Origin of the sequence: Rhizobium sp. BK456 (genome assembly GCF_014194045.1) — a bacterium.
GTDB lineage: Bacteria > Pseudomonadota > Alphaproteobacteria > Rhizobiales > Rhizobiaceae > Rhizobium > Rhizobium redzepovicii.
Map to the genome: position 1 here is coordinate 24,355 of NZ_JACIAO010000017.1, position 21,158 is coordinate 45,512.

Genomic DNA, 21,158 nt, shown 5'->3' on the forward strand with positions numbered 1-21,158 from the left:
GAGGAACCAGAAGAATACTCAGGAGAATCAGGTGGGTAGCGGCTGAAGGTTTTTTCCGAGCGGTTGCGAGCGCTAATCCCTTTGTGTGAATTGCGGGGAGAAGTCGACATCGTCACAGTGTCCTTAAGATTTTTCTGCTGAACTGTCGGCATGACGAAGCCTCCTAGACCAAAACCCCTCCTTCGTGACGCCCAGGCCCCGATCCGTTCCCGGCCCCGCAGGAAGCGAAATTCAGCCCAACACAGCTCCTGTTCGATCCCAGGCCAGACCGCGTCGAACCTGCGCTGGCGCAACTGAAGTCCCGTCCCCCAAAGGGAAACGAGTGGAGCTGGGAGCTGAAATGGGATGGCTATCGCCTCGCTGTTCACATCGAGCCTCAAGGGATAAGGATTCTCACCCGCGGCGGCCATGACTGGACGCACCGCTTTCCGGCGATCGTAGAGGCGCCCGAGCGCTCGGACCGGCGACGATGATCATCGATGGCGAGGCGGTCGTGCTTAATGAAGAGGGCCGGCCGGATTTCGGGCTGCTGCAGCAATCGTTGGGCGCATCCGGCAAACAAGCCGGCAACCGGGCCTGCGGCGCCATCTTCTACGCCTTCGATTTAAGCTATTTCGACGGGCACGATCTGCGCGGTGTCGAATACCGATCGCGCCGACATCTCCTCGATAACACGTTGAACGGAAAAGACGGCGCAATCAGGTTGTCGGAAACATTCGACACCGAACCAGCCGTCCTGCTGGAGCATGTCTGCCGCCTCGGCCTGGAAGGCATCGTCGGCAAACACCTCGATCGTCCCTATCGCTCGGGCCGGACCGGGGATTGGGTTAAGATCAAATGCGTCCAGAGCGAGGCTTTCTTCATCATCGGCTATGAGATGTCATCTGCCTCGCCTGCCGGTTTCGGCTCGTTGGCGCTTGCTGCCTATCGCGGAGCCGATCTCGTCCACGTCGGGAGTGTCGGCACGGGCTTCAGGCAAGCCGAGGTCATCAGATTGCGGAAGATGATGGACACGCTGCGCTGGAAGCGAAAGCAGCCACCCCTGCCCTATTCCGGAAGTGCCGGTATCGTCTGGGTCGAACCGACGCTGATTGCCGAGATCGAGTTTCGGGCATGGACGACAGACGGCAAACTTCGCCACCCGTCATACAAGGGTTTGCGCGAACGCCAGGACAATGCCGACGTCTTCCGGGTCGACTAGCGAAATTGGCGCCGTGAGCTAGATTGTCGTCCATTCGAGCTTGGCGGAGAACATATCTAGCATGTGCAACCTTTATCGCATGGAAGACAGGGACTGGGTCGCCAAATGGGCCCAGGACGCCGAAAGCCTGATCAACCTGATGCCGGCCTACCAGATGAACCCCGACCAGATGGGGCCGATCATCCGCAATACCCCCTGAGGGAAAGAAGCAACTGGTCCATGCGCGCTGGGGACTGCCCTCGCCGCGCTTCGCCCTTGAGAAGGCGGCCAAAGCCAGGGCCGAGAAACTGGCGGTCAAGGGCAAGGCTTTCGATCTTGAGGAGCTGGTCCGCATGGAGACCGACCGCGGCACGACTAATGTGCGCAAGCTCAATTTCCCGCACTGGACGCGATGGTTCGGTGTGGAGCATCGATGCGTTGTTCCTGTCACCAGCTTCGCCGAGCCCGACCCAGGGAGCAAACAGGAGGGAGGCAATGTGCCCAATGCCTGGTTTGCCCGCGATGAAGCAAAGTCGCTGATGTTCTTCGCTGGCATCCATGTACCGCGATGGAAAAGCGTGCGGAAGGTTCGGGACGGGCTCACGACCGATGACCTCTACGGCTTTCTGACTACGGATCCCAACGATCTCGTGAAGCCGATCCATGAAAAGGCCATGCCGGTGCTGTTGCTGTCGAAGGAAGAGACCGACACGTGGATGCGGGCGCCCTGGGATGAGGCCAAGGATCTAGCCTGCCCGCTACCGAACGATGCGCTGATCATTCTGGCGCGTGAGCCCTATGGATCTTCGATCGTGTCGAAGTCTGGCGAACCGGTGGAAGACACTCTACTGTAATCACTGGCCTTCCGGCCGGCTTCGTTCACTTCGTCTTCCGCTAATTCAGCGGCTCGTCCTGCAACTTTATCCAGACGGGGGCATGGTCGCTGGTGTGGTCCCACCCGCGCACGTGCTTGTCGACCTCCGCCTTCGACAGCCTTTCCGCGGCTTCGGAGCTCAGCAGTCCCAGAACGTGTAGATCCGTTCACCCGGATGCAGATGGCGCAGAGTATCCGCCCACCCTTGATCGACAAGCTTCTTGTATGCGTCCCGGACCTCAACCCGAAAGAGCCCGTCGTTTGTCCAGCGTTCCGGTTTGTAAACGTCGATCTCCGTCGGCATGACATTGTAGGCCCCCGCAAGCACGACCGGGACGTCCAGTTCTGGCAGCTCCACCGCATCGTCATGCAGCCTCTTGAACCGGCGGAGTTTGTAATCGAATTTCGGCCCGCGGTATGGGTTGCCGTTCGGGAGGTAGAGCGCTCCGATAATGGTCCCCTCGACGATTGCCTCGATGTAGCACTTCCGGTTCGCCTGGCAGTCCCTTTTTCGTAAGGTGAGGCTCCAGCCCCTTTGTGCGAGGATTGCGACGCCGTTCCAAGACTTCTCGCCCTGCCAGCGGCGCCGTACCCGGCTGCCTCGATCGCCTTGACGGGAACTTCTCCTGCGGCGCCTTCAGCTCCTGCAGACAGACTACGTCCGGCTCGGCCTCATCCAACCATGGAGGACTTCAAGCCGGCCGTTTACGCCGTTGACGTTTAGGTGGCGAGCTTCACGGCCTACCGGCGGCCGATTTCCGCTTCGACCTTCTTGCGAGAATTCCCTGCGCTCTTCACGGCTTTCTTGACCGTGTCCTTGGAAACACCTTCCTTCTTCGCTTCGTAACGGACTTCATGATCTTGTCCGGCTGCGACCTTGGCGCGATCCTGCGCTCTGCCTTGGGACGTCGTTGCCATTTGCAATCCTCCTAATGATTTTGGTCAGCGGAAAACGATCGCGGAGTCAGGAAGTTCCGCCTGCCCCTCAGGTGAAAGGCATTCCTCGCGGATCCCGCAGAGGCAAGTATCCGATCGCGAATTTCTCGACAAAGATGCGCACGTCGAAAAGCGGTTCACTTACGTCTTCTAAGGGGACGCTCAATCGCCCGGTCGACCTGGAAGTTTAGTAATATCCAGGGCCCATGCTAACGCCGACGAACACCATATCTGCGAGCGGGGCTTCAGATCCTTACGCTGGTTCACCGTTCCCAGTCTGATCCCAACCTGCTCGGCATCTTCCTGCTCTCCAGCCGTGTAGACGGGCGATCCGCAATCGGCACAGAAGAACTGCAGCCGCCGACGACCATTGTCGGCGGTCTTAACATAAAGCTTGGGCTCACCGGACGTGATCTGGAACTGGCTGCGTTGTGTGCTGACGGTTGCCCTGTACGCGGTGCCAGTCAATCTCTGGCAGTCGGTGCAGTGGCAGATCGCGACGTCCTGCGGATCCACCTCGGCTTCATAGGCGATCTTTCCGCATTGGCATGCGCCATCGATGTACATGTCATTCCTCCATCCGTGTTGTTGCGAGACTTAAAGAATGGCCCTCGCAAGTCGGGATCTACCTCTGCCAGTCCTGCCTTCCCTCGACACCTTCTTGATTTCTGCGCTTGCGCGTTTCAGAGACCTTGCCTGCCGTCTCGCATCCCGCAGCTCATTCAGCGTCAGCTGCCGCCATCCGCGATTTTTCTGATATTCTGCCGGCTCCGCCGTCGCCGCCCGGCTCCTTTGGTTTTTTGGAAATCACGTTGAGAACGGTAGGTGGAGAGCGCGTCGGCCATCGGGGATCTCCGGGATCAGCGTCCGGAGACCCGGATTGCGCCGACGTCCCCGAATGTCTGCTGGACCGCAGGGATCATGCTGGAATTGATATCGGCTGAAACTTCGATCTCGCCCTCCAGCGGAGCATCGCCGCGCGCACCACCATCGTGAGAGACATCGCCGCCTGATGGAGCAGAGCCAGCGGTATTCTTAGCCGAGGTCGATTGGATAAAGATGTCCGGTCGAGCAATACCGTGCTGCTGGACGAGATGTTCTACCGCGAGATCGGCAGCCTCTCGTGTTTTGAAAACGGCTGTGATGGTTGTGGTGCTGTCGTCGGCCATGGTTCAATCTCCTATCTAATCTAATTCATGATCAAACGCCTGAAGAAGCGTGGAGTTTCCCTCTGGAGGTCCTCCGAACATGGCCAGCACTTGGATACCATGTCGGAAGATGATATGTTCCTGTTTCGTTTTCGCCAGTGACGCTCAATCGCCATGGATCTCACCACCATCTCAACCATCAGGAAAATCATCCATGTCGACATGGATGCCTTCTACGCATCGGTCGAGCAGCGCGACAATCCGGAGCTTCGTGGCAAGCCACTCGCTGTCGGCGGAGCGGCTGCTCGCGGCGTCGTTGCAGCAGCAAGCTACGAGGCGCGGGAGTTCGGCGTTCGCTCGGCAATGCCGTCGATCACGGCGGCGCGGAAGTGCCCGGATCTGATCTTCGTGAAGCCCAGGTTCGAAGTCTATCGCGCGGTCTCGCAGCAGATCCGCGAGATTTTTGCAGAGTATACGCCTTTCATTGAACCGCTGTCGCTCGACGAGGCTTATCTCGACGTCACCGAAAACCTCAAGGGCATGTCGGTTGCCACCGAGATCGCGCGGGAAATCCGTGCCAGCATCAAGGCTGTGACTGGGCTGAATGCTTCGGCCGGCATCTCCTACAACAAGTTCCTCGCCAAGATGGCGTCCGACCTCAACAAGCCGAACGGCCAAGCGGTCATCACGCCGAAGAACGGCCCGGCGTTCGTCGAGCAACTTGCGGTCAAGAAATTTCATGGCGTCGGCCCGGCTACGGCGGAGAAGATGCACCGGCTCGGTATCGAGACCGGTGTGGATTTGAAGGCAAAGTCCCTGCAGTTCCTAGTCGAGCATTTCGGAAAGTCGGGCCCGTACTTCTATGGTATTGCTCGGGGCATCGATGAGCGGCAGGTCCGGCCCGACCGGGTGCGTAAATCGGTCGGCGCGGAAGATACATTTGCCGTCGACATCGACGACCTTGATGTGGCGACACAGGAGCTCGAGCCGCTTGCGGAAAAGGTTTGGTCCTACTGCGAAGCCAAGGGGTTCAGCGGCAAGACGGTAACCGTGAAAATAAAGTACTCCGACTTTACCCAGGCCACCCGGAGCAAAACAACTGCTCTCCCCTTTGCAGGTGTTGAGGACATCCTCGGCGCGGCCAACGTCCTTCTGGCCGGTGTCTATCCGTTCAAGCGACCAGTCCGGCTTCTTGGTGTGACGCTGTCGTCGCTGACCAATGACAAAGATTCCGAAAACGGGGAACAACCGCAGCTCGGCCTCGGTTTCTGAGCAGAAGGACCTGGAGCAAATCAAGCATTGAAAGCCGAAATGTTGCCATCCTGTATTCGCGTTATCGACCTTGAAACCGCCGGCAACGGGCCGAGCGATGTCTGTGAGATCGGGTGGCAGGACGTCGTTCAGGACGAAGATGGGCGGTGGGAAGTTTCGGAGGAGCGTGGCTCGGCACTCGTGAATCCGGGCCGGCCGATTTCGGCCGACACCATGGCGATCCATCATATCCAGGATTATGAAGTCGGAAGCGCACCGTTCTGGAAAGAGGTAGCGCCCAGCATCTTGCGGCCACCGCACCCGATCGCGGCGCTTGCCGCACACCGTGCCGCCTTCGAGCAGCGATACTGCACGCCAAGACTGGCCGGTGTTACGCCCTGGATCTGCACATGGAAATGCGCTTTGCGTGTCTGGCCGGAGCTTCCAAGGTTTTCCAACCAGATGCTGCGTTATCAGCGCAGGCCCGAAGGTCTGATCCATGAGATCGGCCTTCCCGCCCATCGGGCCATGCCCGACGCCTATGTCACGGCCCATCATCTGCGTGACGAGCTAAACGCCGCTTCGTTGGATGAGCTCCTGTTTTGGAGTTCAGAGCCGGGCTTGTTACCGCGGGTGCCCGCGGGCCCTGACCGCGGCAAAAGCTGGGATCGCTTGACCATAGAGGCGCTGACTGCCTTCCTAAGTGATCGCGATACCGATGTGCGCTTCAGCGCCGAGACGGAGCTGCTGCGGCGAGGAGGGAAAGTACCCACGGTGCCGGTTCCGGCCCAGCAGACGCTTTTGTGACTGATTTGACTTTACTTGATGAGCCCGGACCGCCGACTTGAAGACACGCCATCCGATGATCGTGACAGCACAAATTGCGGAGCATGATCTCATCCCTTTCGATCTGCTACGTCAGAAACATTTTCCCCAAGATCGGAATTTCCTGCGGGCTCATCTGACGATGTTTCACCGGCTGCCGGGCGAATATGTTGGGAGGATCGTCGAAAGCCTTCAATTTGTTGCGAAGGAGACGCGCACGATTTCAGCCCGCGCTACCGGCGTCCGTCATCTCGGAGCCGGCGTGGCATTCACAATTGAAAGCACTGAGCTGAACTCGATCCGCGATGCCCTACGCAGCGATTTCGTCCACTGGTTGGGCTCGCAGGACATGCAGACGTGGCGGCCGCACATCACGATCCAGAACAAGGTCTCCGTCGCCGAAGCGAACAAGCTTCACCGCGAACTCGCCGGCAATTTCCATCCCTGCGACATCACGATTGCGGGCCTCGATCTATGGAGATATCTCGGCGGTCCTTGGGCAAGCGAAGCCACATTGCCATTCTCTGATTAGTTCACGTAACACCGTTTTATGCCTCGGATCCAATCGAAGCCAACGCGGACTGGGTACAAGTATGGGTTTGCTTCGACTCCGGTTAAGGGCGAAAGGCAACGCGAACAAAGCCTGCCGCGGGAGTACGTGCGGCAAGCTTTTCGAAAATAACCGAACAGCGACTGGGAAGAGGAGTGCCCTTGGGAGGAGTGGAGCGTCTGACAAGAGTAGCGTCGACATACTCGCTTCCAGATAAGTCGCGCGACGCTTGCGCTTCAAGCTAAGTCGCAGCATCGCAACGCATCCGCCCGCCCGCCCTTATCGATCAGAAACAGCGTCCGCCCTGACAGGCCTCTGCCAGCGCCCGCGACAACTGCTTCTGGCTGAACGGTTTTGATAGCCTGACAACCTCGCCAATCTCGCCAGAGCCCTCAGGCAACTCGGCATAGCCTGTCGCTAGAACGACCGGGAGCGTGGGAAACCGCACGCGGATCTCCTGACAAAGGCGCGCGCCCGTCATCTTCGGCATTGCATGATCCGTGACCACCACATCGGGAAGCTGTCCAGAGCCAAGGATTGCGAGTGCTTCCTCGCCCGAAGACGCCTGGATCGTTTCCATTCCCAGATCTTCCAGCAACAGCACCGTGTAGACCTGATCCGCGAACGCTATCTCGATTTTTCCCGACGCTGGCGCGCGAGAAGTTGATGCGTTGAAACACATCGATAAAACTTGATTCATGCGTCCATTTCGTCGAGATTTCGCCGCGAATGGCCAAAATCCTCTCTTGGCTACCACATCGTTGCGACGCAGGGCGTCCTAGATTTCTCGAGCGAGCCAGCGGATCATATTGGCCATCAGCAGATCATAGCCGGTCCATCGCATGAACTCCTGCGACAGCCAGTGCGGGCCGATATCGGTCGTCCAAGCCAGGGTTCGGCCGGCGCCATAATCGCGAACCGATAGGAGCGGATTTTGTCCTGTGCGATGGCGGCAATTGATCAGTGTTTTCGTCTCCCCGCCGCGGGCGGCAACGCGGTTCATGCCAAGGAGATAAGGTATAGGCGATGGCACTCCCGCCAGTATCGAATGACCGATTTCATGTATGACCGGGTCCAATCCCTCTGGCGCCTCTAAGCCATCCGGTCCGGGAAAACACTCGATAGGCAGGCATTCCTCGACACCGGTGCCACGAAACATGGCAAGACCATCGATGCCTTGAAAGCTGCAATATCCGCCCGCCATCATCAACGCCCGCCTTTTTCCACCCAGTCCCTAAGTAGCTCAAGGCGATTGACGGAGCGGCGGCCCGCCCTCGTCTGTGGGGTATAGAGAAGCGACAGCGCACCCACATCGGAGAGCAGGACGACGGAATAGGCCATAAGGCCTTCCAGTGTCGTCGGGAATTCGCTTTCGCAGCGCTCGCCGCCGATCTGGACAACCGAAATGTCCTGCGCCGCGAGGCCTAGAATATATAGCGCTCGGCACCGTTGGAATAGCGTGACGATGCTCCAACCTCATATCCCTTGGCGGCAAAGGACGTGACGTGAAACGTCTCGCCGGCGAGCAACACTGGCTTCATGGTGGGCTCCCGATTTCAATTGGAACGGGTGGAGCCATGCGGCGCCACCCTTCAGCTCGAGGATTTCAGAACTTGAATTCTTCGACGTTTGCCGGCGTCACGATGTCAGCTGGTCCGAGAAGAACTTCGCCTTTTGCGCCAACCTTGTAGGAACCCAGCCTGCCGGCTTCGAAGGTCTCGCCCTCCTTGCCGGTCAATTTGCACTGCGCCACGGCCTGGGCCGCATAGTAGGTGAGATAGCCAAGATCCTTGACGTTCCACCAAATGTCCTGGACCGAGCCGTTCTGGATGTATTTCTTGATGAGGGTGGCTGGAGCAAGACCGGTCAGCTTGATCTTACCGAGAAGACCCGCCTGGTCCATGGCACGGGCAGCCGCGGGCAAGCCGATGCCTGCCGGAATGATGATGCCCTTGAGGTTCGGAAATGCCTGTGCCAGGGCCAGAGCCTGCTGCTGATTGACCTGTTCGCTCTCCTGGCCATAGGCGACTTGAACGAGCTTCATCTTGGCGTATTTCTTGTCGGCCGCCATGGTCTTCTTCATGAAGTCGATCCAGGCATTCTGGTTCGTCGCCGTCGGCGTCGACGACAGGATCGCAAACTCACCGTCGTAGTTGATCATCTGTCCCATCGATTCCAGCATCATTTCGGCCAGGCTGTCGCCGGCCGCCTGGTTGAGGAAGACGGAACGGGCGGCAGCCGACACGTCGGAATCATAGGATACGACTTTCACACCCTGCTTGGCTGCGCGGCGCAAAGCGGGAGCGACGGCATTGGCGTCGTTGGCGGAGATCGCGATGACACCGACTTTTTGGGAAACCAGATTGTTGATGAAATCGATCTGCGCCTCGGCGGTCGCCTGCGACGGAGCCTGCTTGATCGCCTTGCCGCCGATTTCCTTTGCAGCTTCTTCCGCACCTGTTTGCGCGACTTGGAAATAGGGGTCGGTGTCCAGTTTCGGCAGGAAGCCGACCGTGACCGGCTCCTTGGCGCATTCCTGCGCGTTTGCCGTCGCGATGCTTGCGATCACGCTGCCCGCGACCAGCAGGCTTCTAATAAGATGCGATGTCATGACGTTCCTCCTCAAGATATCCGGTTGAGTGAAGCAGGCTAGCCCCGGAAACTACTCGCCTGCTTTGACTTTGAAATATCGCGTTCGAACGCCGGCAAAGACGCGCTCCGCCGCATTGCTGGCCAGCAGTGAAACGATGAGCAGAAGGCCGATGACCGTACCCTGCGCGTCGCCGCCGATCTGCAGCAGACCAAGGACGTTGCGGATGGTGGCGACCAGAAGCAATGCCCACAGCACGCCGGTCAGCCGGCCACGCCCGCCGAAGACGCTGATCCCGCCCAAAAGCGCGATGGTGATGACGTCGAGTTCGATGCCGACCGCATTGTTGGCGCGGGCATTCGCCAGCCGGGCCGCGTAGACCATGCCGGCTGCCGCGCACATCACACCAGATGTGACGAACAGGCCGAACACGGTGCGAGCCAGGCGAATGCCGGAATAACGCGCGGCGTCAGGGCTCCCTCCGATCGCATAGATGCGCCGGCCGAGCGGCATCTTTTGAAGCGATATGGCGAAAATCGGGGCAAGCAGCAGGAAGGGAAGAATAGTCTGCGGCACCGGCGATGTGCCGACAGTATCGATGCCGAAATCGAGGAATCTGTCGGGAAAATCGTTGATGGAGTCCGAGCCGAGCAGAATATAGGCAACGCCGCGAAACAGGGCCATCGTTCCGAGCGTCACGACAAGCGAGGGAAGACCGAGCTTGGTCACCAGCACGCCGTTGAAGGCACCGCAAATTCCGCCGGCGACAAGTGTTACCGGAATGGCCAGAAGGAGTGGCGCGCCCTGCTGGGTGAGCAAACCGAAGATCACGCTGGTGAGCGCCAATATGCTGCCGACGGACAGGTCGATTTCGCGCGCGATGATCAGCAGAACCATCGGCAACACGATGAGCGCCCTCTCCGAAATGCCCGCAACGGCCTGCGAAATATTGAAGACGGAAGCGAAGTTCGGCACGCCCAGGAGAGCGTAGGCGATAACGGCGATCGTCAGCGCCGCCAGGAAATTATCCCAGTTGGCAAAGCGGGTGACGAAGTCGGAATTGCGCTCGGAATTTGTGTCCATCAATGTGCTCCCTTGCGCTTGCCGGCGGCGCGGCGGGCGACGAGTGCGTCGATACCGATGGCTGCGAGAATGACGAGGCCATAGACCCCCTGCAGCCAAAGTGGATCGACACGCACGAGTGTCAGCCCGTTGTTGATGATGAGCAGCATCAAGGCGCCGGCGGCGACGCCGAGCACCGTGCCGGAGCCGCCACGCACGGCAATGCCGCCGACGACGACAGCCGCAATCACCGTCAACTCGAAACCGTAGGCAACGCGTGCATCGACTGTGGCATAGCGCGAAGCCCAGAGCGCACCGTCGAACCCGGCCAGAAGCCCGGCTGCCGAAAACGCCATGAGGATGCGCGCCCGCGAGGGAATGCCGATGAGGCTCGCTCCGCCGGGATTGGAACCGATGGCGAACATTTCTCGACCGATCGAGGTATTTCGCAGGATGTAGGCGACGACGAGCAGCGTGGCGATGGCGATCAGGAGGACAGCCGGAACCCCAAGAATATTTGACGCTGTCATATCCAGCCAGGCTTGCGGCACCTGGTCGGCACTCACTTGCGTTCCGCCGGCCCAGAGGCTGTTGATGCCCCGGAAGATGGACATGGTGCCGAGCGTGACGACGATGGCCGGTACGCGGCCGTAGGTCACGATCAGCCCATTCAGGAAGCCTGCGGCGAGCCCGATCGCACAAGCCAATACGACCCCACCCATCACGCCGATCTCGGGATGCAGATGGATCGTCGAGGCCGCTCCATAGGCTGCAAGGCCAATGATCGCAGCCACCGAAAGATCAATGCTTCGGGTGATGACAACAAGCATTTGGGCGACTGCGACGATCATCAGAAGGCCGGCATCCATTGCCAGAGCGGATAGATTTGAGCCGCTGAGCATACGTATGTTCAATATTGAAATCGGAGTGACGACAGCTGCAATGGCCGCAAACAGGCCCAATTCCCGGCGGGCGAGAATCCGCCGCCATGTGCCCTGCGCCGCTCTTTCCGGGACCTCCAATTTTTCCTCTTGATGCGGGACCGGCTTGGCGACGATCTCGCCGTCCACCTTCTTGACGATCGCGTCTGTCGCAGCGCCGATCACCTTTTCTTGCGTGGCCTCGTCGTGGAGGAATTCGGCCGTAACCAAGCCTTCTCTCAGCACGATCATCCGATCGGCCATGCCTAGCAGTTCTGGCAGCTCGGATGAGATCAGGATGATCGCCATGCCTTTGCCGGCGAGATCAGCCATCATCGCATGCACGTCGGCCTTGGTCTGAACGTCGATGCCTTGCGTCGGCTCGTCGAGAATAAGGATGCGAGGATTGGTCGCCAGCCATTTTGCCAGAACGACCTTTTGCTGGTTGCCGCCGGACAACGCGCCGACCGGCTGATCGAAGGATTTGAAACGCAGCCGAAGACGATCGAGAAACGGCTTTGCAAGGTCAAGCTCCCTCTCGCGCGACATCAACCCGCCTCGGGTCGCCTTGTCGAGCACTGTCAACGACGCATTGTTCAGAATGGAGAAATCCATCACCAGGCTCTGCCCGATCCGGTCTTCGGAAACATAGGCGACGCCATTGTCCATGGCATCTTTCGGAGAGGCAAAGCGCTGTGCCTTGCCATCGATCCTGATTGTTCCCGCAGTCGGCTGATCGATCCCGAACAACACCCGGGCGATCTCGGTACGGCCACTGCCGACCAATCCGCCGAACCCCAGGATCTCGCCCGCTCTCAACTGAAACGACACATCCTTGAAAGAGCCATCGCAGGACAACCCCTTAACATCGAGAACTACCTCGCCCGGGGAGGCGTTGTTGCGAGGATAAAGCCCGTCCAGCGCGCGCCCGACCATCATCTGAACGGCACGTTCCCGAGACAGATCAGCCGCGGCTTCCGTTCCGACATGTCGCCCGTCGCGCAGGACGGCGATACGATCGGCGACTCGATAGATCTCGTCCATGCGATGGCCGACGAACATCATCGCCACCCCTTGGGACCGGAGATTGTCCACGACTGTGAACAACCGCTCCACCTCTCTTTGGGACAGGGCCGCGGTCGGTTCGTCCATGATCAGAACGCGCGCGTCGAGCGAAAGCGCACGGGCAATTTCGACCAATTGCTGCTCTGATGTCCGAAGCCGCCGCAAGGGCGCCGTGACATCCACCTCGAGGCCAACGAGCGTAAGGAGGCGCGCCGCTTCGCCGCGCATATACAGGTGGTCAAGTTTCCAACGCAGCCCGGTCTGCCCGATGAAGAGATTTTCAGCAATGCTGAGATCGGGAAAGAGACCCGGATGCTGATGCATTACCGCTACGCCGGCATGCTGGGCTTCCAGCGGGGACGCGAATGTGACGGCCTTCCCCAGAATGGAGACCTGCCCGCCATCTGGGCGATACACGCCGGCGAGCAGCTTGACGCAGGTACTTTTGCCCGCCCCATTCTCCCCAAGCAGGGCCAGCACTTCGCCTGCGCGCAGTTGGATAGACACATCCGCAACGGCAACGGTGCCGCCAAAAACCTTCGTGGCACCTTCGAGCGACGCAACGACCTGCCCGGCCTCCATCGTCGGCGCGGCGGTTTGACGGCCTGATATTTCAAGCATCCCGAGCGTCCGACATAACCGGAATCGCTAACCCTGCACAGCACGTCATCTGTTCGATGCCTCCTCATGACCGAGAGCCTATCTCTCGCCCCAACTCCCATCACCCATTTATTAAAGCAATTTACTATAATAATGGTTGAATGTCGTCAAGCCTCGTCTTAATGATTATCTGTGGAGACGGTTTTTGCTTCCGGCGCAATGAGTTGCGTTCATTCAGCGGTCGCGCTAGGTGTGGCGCACCGCATGCGCTTAAAGAAAAGTGCTTTTTGCTATGGTTATCAACGGTGGAATCGGATGGCAGGAAAAGGCAGCAATTCCGTCCAGCTCCGTCACTACAACGAGCGCGTTGTCCTGGATGCCGTTCGGCGTTTCGGCCAAGCGTCGAAGGCAGAGATCGCGCGGTTCGCGCATCTTACGCCACCAGCTGTCGCTGCGATCGTCGAGGCTCTCGTCGCCGGCGGCTACCTGGTCGAAAACGGCAAACGCTTCGGCGGCAAGGGCCAGCCGTCTGCCATGTACGGACTTGCCAGCAGCGGGGCCTATTCGATCGGCTTTCATATCGGCCGCAGGGCCATGGATGCCATCCTGATCGATTTTGCCGGCCAAACCTGCGCTTTCGAGACCCATGACTACGACCATCCGGATCCTGAGAGCATAAGGCGTCTCGGTGGCGGGGCGATCGGGCGGTTCAGGACCCAGCTCGGGAGCGACGAAAGTTCGCGTCTGATCGGCATCGGGATATCAGCCCCTTATTTCATCGGCGGGTGGGACGAAGAACTCGGCTTTCCCAGCGATGTCCAGCTCGCCTGGCGGTCCTTTGACCTGAAAGCCCATTTCTCAGACACGCACAATCTTCCCGTCATGATCGAGAACGACGCGTCAGCAGCCGCCGTCGCCGAACTGGTCTACGGATTGGGCAAGAAGTTCGCCGATTTCCTGCATATTTCGCTCAGCACATTCGTCGGCGGAGGGCTTGTGGTCGACGGAACGTTGCAGACCGGTCCGAACGGCAATACGGCTGCGTTCGGGCCTTTCCCGGTCACACATTCAACTTTAAGCTCCGTTCCAAAGCCGACTGGAAAATTTGAAGTCCTGCTGCATCGGGCGTCGATCTACACGCTCGTCCATCATCTTAGAACAAACGGGATAGACATAAAACGTGTCCGGGATCTCGACCCGATGCCGGCGGCCGCGCGGACCCTGGTCTCGGAATGGCAGGATGACTGCGCGGATGCCCTTGCCCAGGCAATCATCGGAAGCATTGCAGTCATCGATGTCGAAGCCATTGTCATCGATGGGCTTCTCCCCGCCCCACTGCTGATGGAGACCGTTGCCCGCGTCCGGCAATGTTTTTCGGAGATGGTGCCCCCCGGCCTGATCGCGCCCACGATCGCCGCAGGCGCTCTGGGAGCCCGGGGTTCCGCGCTCGGAGCAAGCGTTCTTCCGCTATATCTGATGTTCGGGCCAGATACCGGCGTCCTTATGAAAAAGGGCAACGATAAGAAGCCGCTCTTGATTGGCTCGTAGGAAGTTGACCGTGCCCTTGGTTTTCACCAAGGCGATTCACGTTTCAGCCACAGTCCTGTCCACTAGACGGGATATATCCATGTGATTAACCATGTTGCGTCGCCTTTGACGGCGAGGCCGTGGTTCTTGACGCTGAGGGCCGGCCGGTTTTCGGGCTGCTGCAGCAATCGTTGGGCGTATGCGGCAAACAAGCCGGCAACCGGTCATCCGACGCCATCTTATCTCCGCATGGAGGCCGACCGCGGTACGACCAATGTGCGCAAGCTCAATTTTCCGCATTGGAAACGATGGTTCGGTGTCGAAAACATATGCCTCGTCCCGGTCGCCAGTTTCGCCGAGCCGGATCCTGCTAGCCAGGAGCAAGGCGGCGACGTGCCGAACGCCTGGTTCACCCCTGACGCATCCAAACCGCGATGTTCTTTGCCGGCATCCGTGTGCCGTAGGCAGAGCGTCCGAAAGGTCAGGGAGGGGCTGACCACCGACGATCTCTAGGTTTTTGACCACCGATCCCAACGACCTGGTGAAGCCAATTCATGGAAAGGCGATGGCGGTCCTGTTGCTGACGAAGAAAGAGACGGACACCTGGATGCAAGCGCCCTTTACTGGATGACGCGCTGATCATTTCGTCCCGCGTACCCGTACGGATCCACGATCGTTTCGAAATCCAGAGAGCTGGTGGAACAGGGCCGTCCGCTTTGCCGCCTGAATTCCGGGCTTGTATCGAAAACGAAGAAGCCTGCCGCGGGAGGAGGTGCGGCAGGCTTTTTCAAAGATTGAACAACGGCTGGGAGGAGGAGTGCCGCTGTTCCGTCAGGCGCCTTCTGGGAGGAGGAATAGGTCGCCTGAAACACGAAGCTTTGCGGGAGGAGGTGCATTGCTTCGCTGACTTAAGATATCAGAGGCTGCCCCGACCGCCAGCGCTCACATCGCAGTGCAGTCATGCGCTTGCTGCAATGCAACATAAAATCTCCGCTTATTTTTCCACCATTGTGGTCGGGAGGCAGCGTTCTCAGGTACTGGGCTCGAAACCGACAACGAACTCGATCACCTTGGCAGTGGACATTTCGCACGGCTTTAGGATCGACCCCGATCCAGCCAATCGATAGAGGTTGAAGCTGACGATATCCGTTCCGCTCAGCTCCTCTCCGTATAGCCAGATCCGTTTGCCATCCTGCGACCGCTTGACAGTCACGCCCCATGATCGCTGATCAAAATGTCCGTCGACATAGCCGTCGGGCAATTTCGCAAGCGCGTCTTCGAACGTCGCCTGTAGAGGTGAAGGTGTTTCTCTGCAAGCCGTCATGTTGTCAGGCATTCGTCGCAGATTCAGCAGCCATCGTCGTTCATGATCGATGCCGGTCGTATCTTTCGACAGCCGGGAATGTCGTTGAGTCCGCGGTCCGGCGGAAGAATTTCCACGAAGACTTTCGCTGCCAGCATATTGGGCGCTCTTCGATCCATGGCGATGCTCCGGGTTTGGGATTACACCAGAGATAGTATGCCTCGACGGCTGCACAAGCCGGCAGATCGCTGTCAGGACGATCCCACTTCACCATGGCCACAATCAGGTGCCCATTTGACAAATTTCTCCCGTGATAATCAGACCTTCCGCCATTGCGGCCGCCGCCGCAGGCTTGCTGGGAAGTGATGGTAGATATCGGCGGCCGACATTTGTTGCGGATTTTTGCTGGCGGTCTCTCTGCCCATGCGGTCACTCCGCACATGATGTCCTAAAGGCCGTCAAAGGAGGTAGGGTCCCAACCATTGCCGAGGCCACACAGCGCCCTAATTGCAAAGACTTGGCGAGGGCGACCGACATGTCGATGTCTTCGAGCAACGCCAAGTTCACGGAGGCGGAATTGGAAAAAGACCTCGGCCCCCGACGTGTATATTCGACCTCGACATCCTCCCCTTCACGAATGCCTGCCTTCGCGAGTGTACTCGCTGTTATTGCTATTCTGTATTTCGGCAAGGACGTACTCTTACCTCTAGCAATCGCAGTCCTGCTGACGTTCGCCTTAGCTCCCATTTCCTCCCATCTTCGAAAGCTTGGCCTGCCTCGTATCCCGGCGGTCATCATCACTGTCGTGCTCGCTTTTCTTGTCCTTGTCCTGTTCGGGCTTGTCGTAGCGGGACACATTGCCGAAGTTGCGCAGAACCTTCCGGCCTACCAGGGCAATATCATAGCGAAAATCCGCTCTCTGCAGGAAGGTGGAACGGATAGCAGCATTGTGCGGCGCCTGACGTCCGTCGTTGAAAGCGTCGGTCGTGAGCTCAGCAATGCGGAGGAGCGCCCAGTTGCTTCCGGCACCTCATCGAGACCAAGGGAGCCCGTGCTCGTCGAGATATTCGCGCCGAGTAGACCAATTGAAACGCTCACTAGCCTGATTGGTCCTCTGCTTGGTCCCATCGCCTCATTGGGTTTGATCATCGTCGTGGTAATATTCATGCTGTTGGAACGGGAAGAGCTTCGCGATCGCTTTATCCGGCTCGTTGGCTATGGAGATCTGCATCGCACAACAGAAGCCATCCAGGAGGCGGGAAGCCGCGTCGCACGGTATCTTCTTATGCAGTTGGTGGTGAACTGCGCTTATGGTGTTCCATTGGCTCTTGGACTGTGGGCGGTTGGCATTCCAAATCCAGCGCTCTGGGGGATGCTGGCCATCGTCCTTCGATTTGTCCCCTATATCGGGCCTGTCATCGCTACAGTTCTGCCGCTGTTCCTGGCCTTTGCAGTAGACCCTGGCTGGAGCCTTGTTCTCTGGGTTTCGGCCATTTTCGTCGTGCTGGAACTGACCAGCAACAACGTCATCGAGCCCTGGCTCTATGGTTCTCGTACCGGCCTCTCTCCGCTGGCAATCATCGTCGCGGCGATTTTTTGGGCATGGCTGTGGGGACCAGTTGGTCTTGTGCTGTCCACGCCCCTGACCGTGTGTCTTGCAGTGTTGGGCCGGTATGTCCCGCAGTTCGAGTTCCTTGAGGTCGTTTTTGGTAGCGACCCGGTGCTCGATCCCAAGGAGCGGCTGTACCAGCGGCTTCTTGCCGGCGATCCCGACGAGGCGACCGACTACGCTGAGGAGTTCCTCGAGGAGGATTATCTGGAGGATTACTATGGCGAGGTTGCCATTCCCGCCCTTCTACTCGCGGAGAAGGACAGGCGTCGAGGCGTCTTGACCGCGGAGCAGATGGAACAGGTGTTCGGGACCGCCATCACACTGGTCTCGAACCTCGGGGAAATCGCGGAGGAAGAAGAGCAGGAAGAGGAAGACGAACAGAAGGAGACGGAAGCGGCAAGTCGGCCCAGCACCCCCCTTAGGGAAGGAAATGGGGATGAAAGCGAACTACCTGATGGACGGGGCAAGACCGTCTTTTGCGTCGGAGGCAGGGGCCCGCTCGACGACGCGTCGGCTGCGATGCTTGCCCAGATTCTTCAGGTACAGGGAGCCGAGGTGGTCGCAGCGAGGCATTCTGACATCCCCAATCGCCGTGCCATGAGCCTCGTTCCGAAACAATCGAACGCCATCGTGGTATGCTTCCTCAACGAGGACTCCGCAAGGCACGCCACCATACTTGTTCGTCGATACAAGCGCATATACCCGGCCATTCGGGTCGGCGCGGTCCTTTGGGTGGAAAATCAGGAGGAAGAGCAACCGCCTGCGCTTCCGGAGGCGGATTTCGTTGCCACCACCTTGACCTCAGCTGCCCGCGAGGCACTCGCCGATGCACCAGCATCATTGGTGACGCCCACGCGCAAAATTCGGACGAGGCGATCCTCGAAAAAGACAGCATAATCCCCGCACAGTCCAGAATTTAGCGGCAAGTCTTTGCCCGGATATGCCCTAGATGTGATGGGACGAGAACAAACCTGCAGATGTGGATGAACTCTAGAAGTGCTTGGAGTAGCTCAGGGCGAGACTGAGGCCCCATGCCTGAAGTCCGCCGAACAAGTCCGCTGGGAACATATAAACAGGGTGTTCGCTGAAAGCGGTAACAACATTGAGATGACAGCGCCAGCGACTGTTGGCCCGTGGTCAACCGCGTAGATGACTGTAACCCACAAAAATCCTTTCTGTTTTGATCCGGGTTTCGCGCACTCCGTAACAAGTCTGCTCCATGCAGAGCACTATAGCAGTGGAGCCGGCTCCACACCCCAGGAGCTGACGCGGATCTGCATAGGATCCGCAGGGGCCGGCGGCCGCTCCGCCGGCCCTTCATTGGAGGAAGTCATCAATGGACTACGAAGACGGTATGACCGTGTTTTACGATCCGGTATCAAAGACAGTAATCGTTGTTTTCCGTGGGAAAACCACGATACTCAAAGGACCTTATGAAAGTGCCCGCAGTGGCGTTGCTGCTGGGGAAGATTTATGCTTCAAACTCGGCTGGCGTTCGAACGATCGGGATACACCGAAACAGTTGATGTGACTTAGATTGAGAAAATGCCTGGCCGATAAGTCGGCCCGGCACTTTCATCTGGGAAGAAGTACCTTATCGGTCACGTGGATCATGCCGTTCGACTGCTTCACATCCGCGATCGTCACTGTCGCCGTGCCACCTGCCTCGTCTGTGAGCGTGATCTTGCCCATGCTTTCCTTGGCCTTCAAAACGCACCCACCGACGGTCTTGATGTCATGGTGGCCGCCATCGTTCTTGATCATCGTGGCAACGGTGCTGGCCATTGCGTCAGCGGCGACCACATGGCAAGTCAGAATTTTAGTGAGCTTGTCCTTGTTTTCGGGCTTGAGCAGCGTCTCGACGGTCCCTTTCGGAAGCGCCTCGAAAGCTTCGTTGGTCGGAGCGAACACGGTGAACGGACCCTTCCCTTCGAGTGTGGAAACGAGACCCGCAGCCTTGAGGGCAGCGACGAGCGTCGTGTGATCCTTCGAATTGGCGGCGTTTTCGACGATGTTTTTGTCCTCGAACATCGCAGCTCCACCTTCGGGTTGGCTGCATAGGCAGCCATGCTGCTTGTCATAATGCTCGCCAACGCGACGGCCGAAACTACCAAAAATTCCTTAGTGATCCTCTCCTCTCAATGCCGGCCTCCTGGCTCGGTATCGATTGTACGAATGACGGCCGCTTCAGTTCAAAAATTGAAGAAAGATCTGGTGAGGTAATATTCACGGGCGCTCTTGAGCTATGCGATGGTTGATCGATGATGCTGACCGTCAGATGCCGAGCATTGGCTGTATCAACCGCAAAAATCTGCTCTTGAAGCGGAGCGGCGCCTCGGTCACTGCAAGACAAATACAGTCTTTGCCGGCATCAGCCTTCGGCTGATGCATCAAGCTGTCGTCTGCCATTTCGACGTCGCCTCGCGCAAATGTCGAAACCTCGTCGCTGAAGCTCCCATCAAGCACCAGCGTTAATTCCACGCCCCGATGGGAATGCTCCGGAACCGGTTGACCGGCGGGAATCTTGAGTAATCGCACTTTCGTTGTTCCGTCGCCGGTCGGTATCATCATTTGGGCAGCGCCGCGCCCAAGCTGACGCCATTTCAGACCGCCGGCTGCGTCGATATAGGTCCTCAGCGGTTCCGGGTATGTCTGATCCGAAGCAGACCGCTTCTTGATTGGCACAACCTTGTCCATCTGGCCCGCATCGATTTTTGCTTTGAGGCTTGCCCAACTTTGCGAGACATCGGTTTCATCAGCAGTTTCACTATCGATAAAATAACCGCCAACGCTTTCGAGGACCGACAGCTTGGATCTGCATGCCGGGCATAAGGCGAGATGAGACGCCACAGCAACGCTCCAGCCTTCAGCCAGGGTCCCGGCCGCATATTGCTGGAGCATGTCGTCATCCAGATGATGTTCGATCATTTGGCTTCGTCCTGAAGCGCTGTGCGCAGTTTCTCGCATGCAAGTCGTATCCTTGATTTCACCGTACCAATTGGGAGGTTTAGGTTTTCCGCGATCGTCGAATGGGTGAGACCCTCGAAGAACGACATGCGCAGCACTTCCGCATATCTGCCCTTCAGAGCCGTCATTGCCCGGCCCAGCGCTGCAGCGCTTTGCTTTCGCTCGATTAGCAGGTCGGCGGCCACGAACTCATCTGGCACGAACGCCGGATCGTTGGGATCGAAGTCAGGTCTTAAAGCTCTGCGAACCGAGTCTATCATCTGATTTCTGGCGATCGTGAATATCCAGGTTGACGCCTGCGCCTTGGACGGGTCGAACAATGCCGCCTTGTGCCACACGCGCATCATCGTCTCCTGCGCCAGCTCCTCTGCTAGTATCCGGTTTCCTCTCGTCATCTTCACCATGTAAGAGCGCACGCGGGGATAAAAGTGCCGATAGAGGAGTTCGAACGCGCCGATATCGCGCGAATCTGCGACCGCGGACATCAGCGCCTTGATCCGTTCGGCATCTAAGCTGACGGGTTCTTCCTCCAATTGACCGACCTTTCGCGCCCCGCCCGACGACGACGTCGGCCACACTTTCGCCTTGGCGCATGTATCTCGAAGTAATCCGGTTCGAAGCGGCATTTCCATATTCATGGCATAACCTACGCATCAGCCTACTACTGGATCAAAAATCAACTCCAAAATTTGCCTCGAGGTCTTTTGCTCGGACCCCGATAGCGCCTGTCGGCCGATGTCGCCTTCAG

15 protein-coding genes and 8 pseudogenes are annotated in these 21,158 nt (G+C 58.4%); 10 read left to right on the top strand and 13 right to left on the bottom strand.

Features of this window, described 5'->3' with window-relative positions:
• Nucleotides 1–150 precede the first annotated feature (150 nt).
• Together ligD and FHX03_RS32110 are read left to right on the top strand one after the other, a co-directional pair.
• Nucleotides 151–1,201 (top strand): annotated as a pseudogene (gene ligD, locus FHX03_RS32105) (non-homologous end-joining DNA ligase).
• A 61-nt stretch (nucleotides 1,202–1,262) separates the two neighbouring features.
• Nucleotides 1,263–2,034, top strand: a pseudogene (locus FHX03_RS32110) (SOS response-associated peptidase).
• Nucleotides 2,035–2,074: 40 nt separating this feature from the next.
• On the opposite strand, the pseudogene FHX03_RS32115 reads toward FHX03_RS32110, so the two are convergent.
• The 4 genes and pseudogenes from FHX03_RS32115 to FHX03_RS32130 all read right to left on the bottom strand — a co-directional run bounded on the left by FHX03_RS32115 (nucleotide 2,075) and on the right by FHX03_RS32130 (nucleotide 4,159).
• A pseudogene (locus tag FHX03_RS32115) lies at nucleotides 2,075–2,792 on the bottom strand (exodeoxyribonuclease III).
• A 3-nt stretch (nucleotides 2,793–2,795) separates the two neighbouring features.
• A complete protein-coding gene (locus tag FHX03_RS32120) occupies nucleotides 2,796–2,972 on the bottom strand; it encodes a DUF3606 domain-containing protein (RefSeq protein WP_183780378.1) in 177 nt (58 codons plus the stop codon).
• Between the two features lie 180 nt (nucleotides 2,973–3,152).
• A complete protein-coding gene (locus tag FHX03_RS32125; protein ID WP_183857210.1) occupies nucleotides 3,153–3,557 on the bottom strand; it encodes a GFA family protein in 405 nt (134 codons plus the stop codon).
• Between the two features lie 293 nt (nucleotides 3,558–3,850).
• Nucleotides 3,851–4,159, bottom strand: coding sequence for a hypothetical protein (locus FHX03_RS32130; protein WP_183780372.1), 309 nt, complete (start codon nucleotides 4,157–4,159; stop codon nucleotides 3,851–3,853).
• A gap of 153 nt (nucleotides 4,160–4,312) precedes the next feature.
• On the opposite strand from FHX03_RS32130, the gene dinB reads away from it, so the two are divergent.
• From dinB to FHX03_RS32145, 3 genes are read left to right on the top strand one after another with little or no spacing between them, the layout of a single operon-like run.
• Nucleotides 4,313–5,410 (top strand): DNA polymerase IV, encoded by a 1,098-nt coding sequence (gene dinB / locus FHX03_RS32135; RefSeq protein WP_183857212.1) that lies wholly within the window; start codon nucleotides 4,313–4,315, stop codon nucleotides 5,408–5,410.
• A 27-nt stretch (nucleotides 5,411–5,437) separates the two neighbouring features.
• Nucleotides 5,438–6,196: an exonuclease domain-containing protein gene (locus tag FHX03_RS32140; RefSeq protein ID WP_246699329.1), complete on the top strand. Its 759-nt coding sequence runs from the start codon at nucleotides 5,438–5,440 to the stop codon at nucleotides 6,194–6,196.
• Between the two features lie 55 nt (nucleotides 6,197–6,251).
• On the top strand, nucleotides 6,252–6,746 hold the full coding sequence (locus FHX03_RS32145) for a 2'-5' RNA ligase family protein (RefSeq protein WP_183857273.1): 495 nt from the start codon (nucleotides 6,252–6,254) through the stop codon (nucleotides 6,744–6,746).
• Nucleotides 6,747–7,050: 304 nt separating this feature from the next.
• On the opposite strand, the gene FHX03_RS32150 is transcribed toward FHX03_RS32145, so the two are convergent.
• From FHX03_RS32150 to FHX03_RS32170, 5 genes and pseudogenes are all read right to left on the bottom strand, one after another.
• On the bottom strand, nucleotides 7,051–7,464 hold the full coding sequence (locus FHX03_RS32150; protein WP_183857214.1) for a response regulator: 414 nt from the start codon (nucleotides 7,462–7,464) through the stop codon (nucleotides 7,051–7,053).
• 78 nt (nucleotides 7,465–7,542) lie between these two features.
• Nucleotides 7,543–8,231, bottom strand: a pseudogene (locus FHX03_RS35155) (glutamine amidotransferase).
• Nucleotides 8,232–8,370: 139 nt separating this feature from the next.
• The gene (locus tag FHX03_RS32160; RefSeq protein ID WP_183857216.1) at nucleotides 8,371–9,375 is read right to left on the bottom strand and encodes a rhamnose ABC transporter substrate-binding protein; all 1,005 of its coding nucleotides are present in this window, start codon (nucleotides 9,373–9,375) and stop codon (nucleotides 8,371–8,373) included.
• A gap of 51 nt (nucleotides 9,376–9,426) precedes the next feature.
• A complete protein-coding gene (locus FHX03_RS32165) occupies nucleotides 9,427–10,437 on the bottom strand; it encodes an ABC transporter permease (protein WP_183780341.1) in 1,011 nt (336 codons plus the stop codon).
• Nucleotides 10,437–13,022, bottom strand: a complete 2,586-nt coding sequence (locus FHX03_RS32170; RefSeq protein ID WP_210298798.1) for an ATP-binding cassette domain-containing protein — start codon at nucleotides 13,020–13,022, stop codon at nucleotides 10,437–10,439. Before FHX03_RS32170 ends, FHX03_RS32165 begins: the two co-directional genes overlap by 1 nt.
• Nucleotides 13,023–13,316: 294 nt before the next feature.
• On the opposite strand from FHX03_RS32170, the gene FHX03_RS32175 reads away from it, so the two are divergent.
• From FHX03_RS32175 to FHX03_RS34795, 3 genes and pseudogenes are all read left to right on the top strand, one after another.
• The gene (locus FHX03_RS32175; protein ID WP_183857218.1) at nucleotides 13,317–14,549 is read left to right on the top strand and encodes an ROK family transcriptional regulator; all 1,233 of its coding nucleotides are present in this window, start codon (nucleotides 13,317–13,319) and stop codon (nucleotides 14,547–14,549) included.
• A gap of 104 nt (nucleotides 14,550–14,653) precedes the next feature.
• A pseudogene (locus tag FHX03_RS34790) lies at nucleotides 14,654–14,770 on the top strand (ATP-dependent DNA ligase); the annotation flags it as partial.
• Between the two features lies 1 nt (nucleotide 14,771).
• A pseudogene (locus tag FHX03_RS34795) lies at nucleotides 14,772–15,236 on the top strand (SOS response-associated peptidase family protein); the annotation flags it as partial.
• Nucleotides 15,237–15,470: 234 nt separating this feature from the next.
• Here FHX03_RS34795 and FHX03_RS32180 read toward each other — a convergent pair.
• Nucleotides 15,471–15,864, bottom strand: a pseudogene (locus FHX03_RS32180) (hypothetical protein).
• A gap of 508 nt (nucleotides 15,865–16,372) precedes the next feature.
• On the opposite strand from FHX03_RS32180, the gene FHX03_RS32185 reads away from it, so the two are divergent.
• Together FHX03_RS32185 and FHX03_RS32190 are read left to right on the top strand one after the other, a co-directional pair.
• Nucleotides 16,373–18,340, top strand: a complete 1,968-nt coding sequence (locus FHX03_RS32185) for an AI-2E family transporter (protein WP_183857276.1) — start codon at nucleotides 16,373–16,375, stop codon at nucleotides 18,338–18,340.
• Between the two features lie 439 nt (nucleotides 18,341–18,779).
• Nucleotides 18,780–18,974: a hypothetical protein gene (locus FHX03_RS32190; protein WP_183780333.1), complete on the top strand. Its 195-nt coding sequence runs from the start codon at nucleotides 18,780–18,782 to the stop codon at nucleotides 18,972–18,974.
• Nucleotides 18,975–19,018: 44 nt separating this feature from the next.
• Here the strand turns inward: FHX03_RS32190 and FHX03_RS32195 are convergent.
• The 3 genes and pseudogenes from FHX03_RS32195 to FHX03_RS32205 form a co-directional block, all read right to left on the bottom strand.
• Nucleotides 19,019–19,524 (bottom strand): annotated as a pseudogene (locus FHX03_RS32195) (fasciclin domain-containing protein).
• A 193-nt stretch (nucleotides 19,525–19,717) separates the two neighbouring features.
• Nucleotides 19,718–20,371, bottom strand: a complete 654-nt coding sequence (locus tag FHX03_RS32200) for a ChrR family anti-sigma-E factor (RefSeq protein ID WP_097624209.1) — start codon at nucleotides 20,369–20,371, stop codon at nucleotides 19,718–19,720.
• Entirely contained in the window at nucleotides 20,368–21,048 is a 681-nt protein-coding gene (locus FHX03_RS32205) for a sigma-70 family RNA polymerase sigma factor (RefSeq protein WP_312865355.1), read from the bottom strand. The genes FHX03_RS32200 and FHX03_RS32205 overlap by 4 nt, the downstream gene beginning before the upstream one ends.
• Between the last annotated feature and the right edge of the window lie 110 nt (nucleotides 21,049–21,158).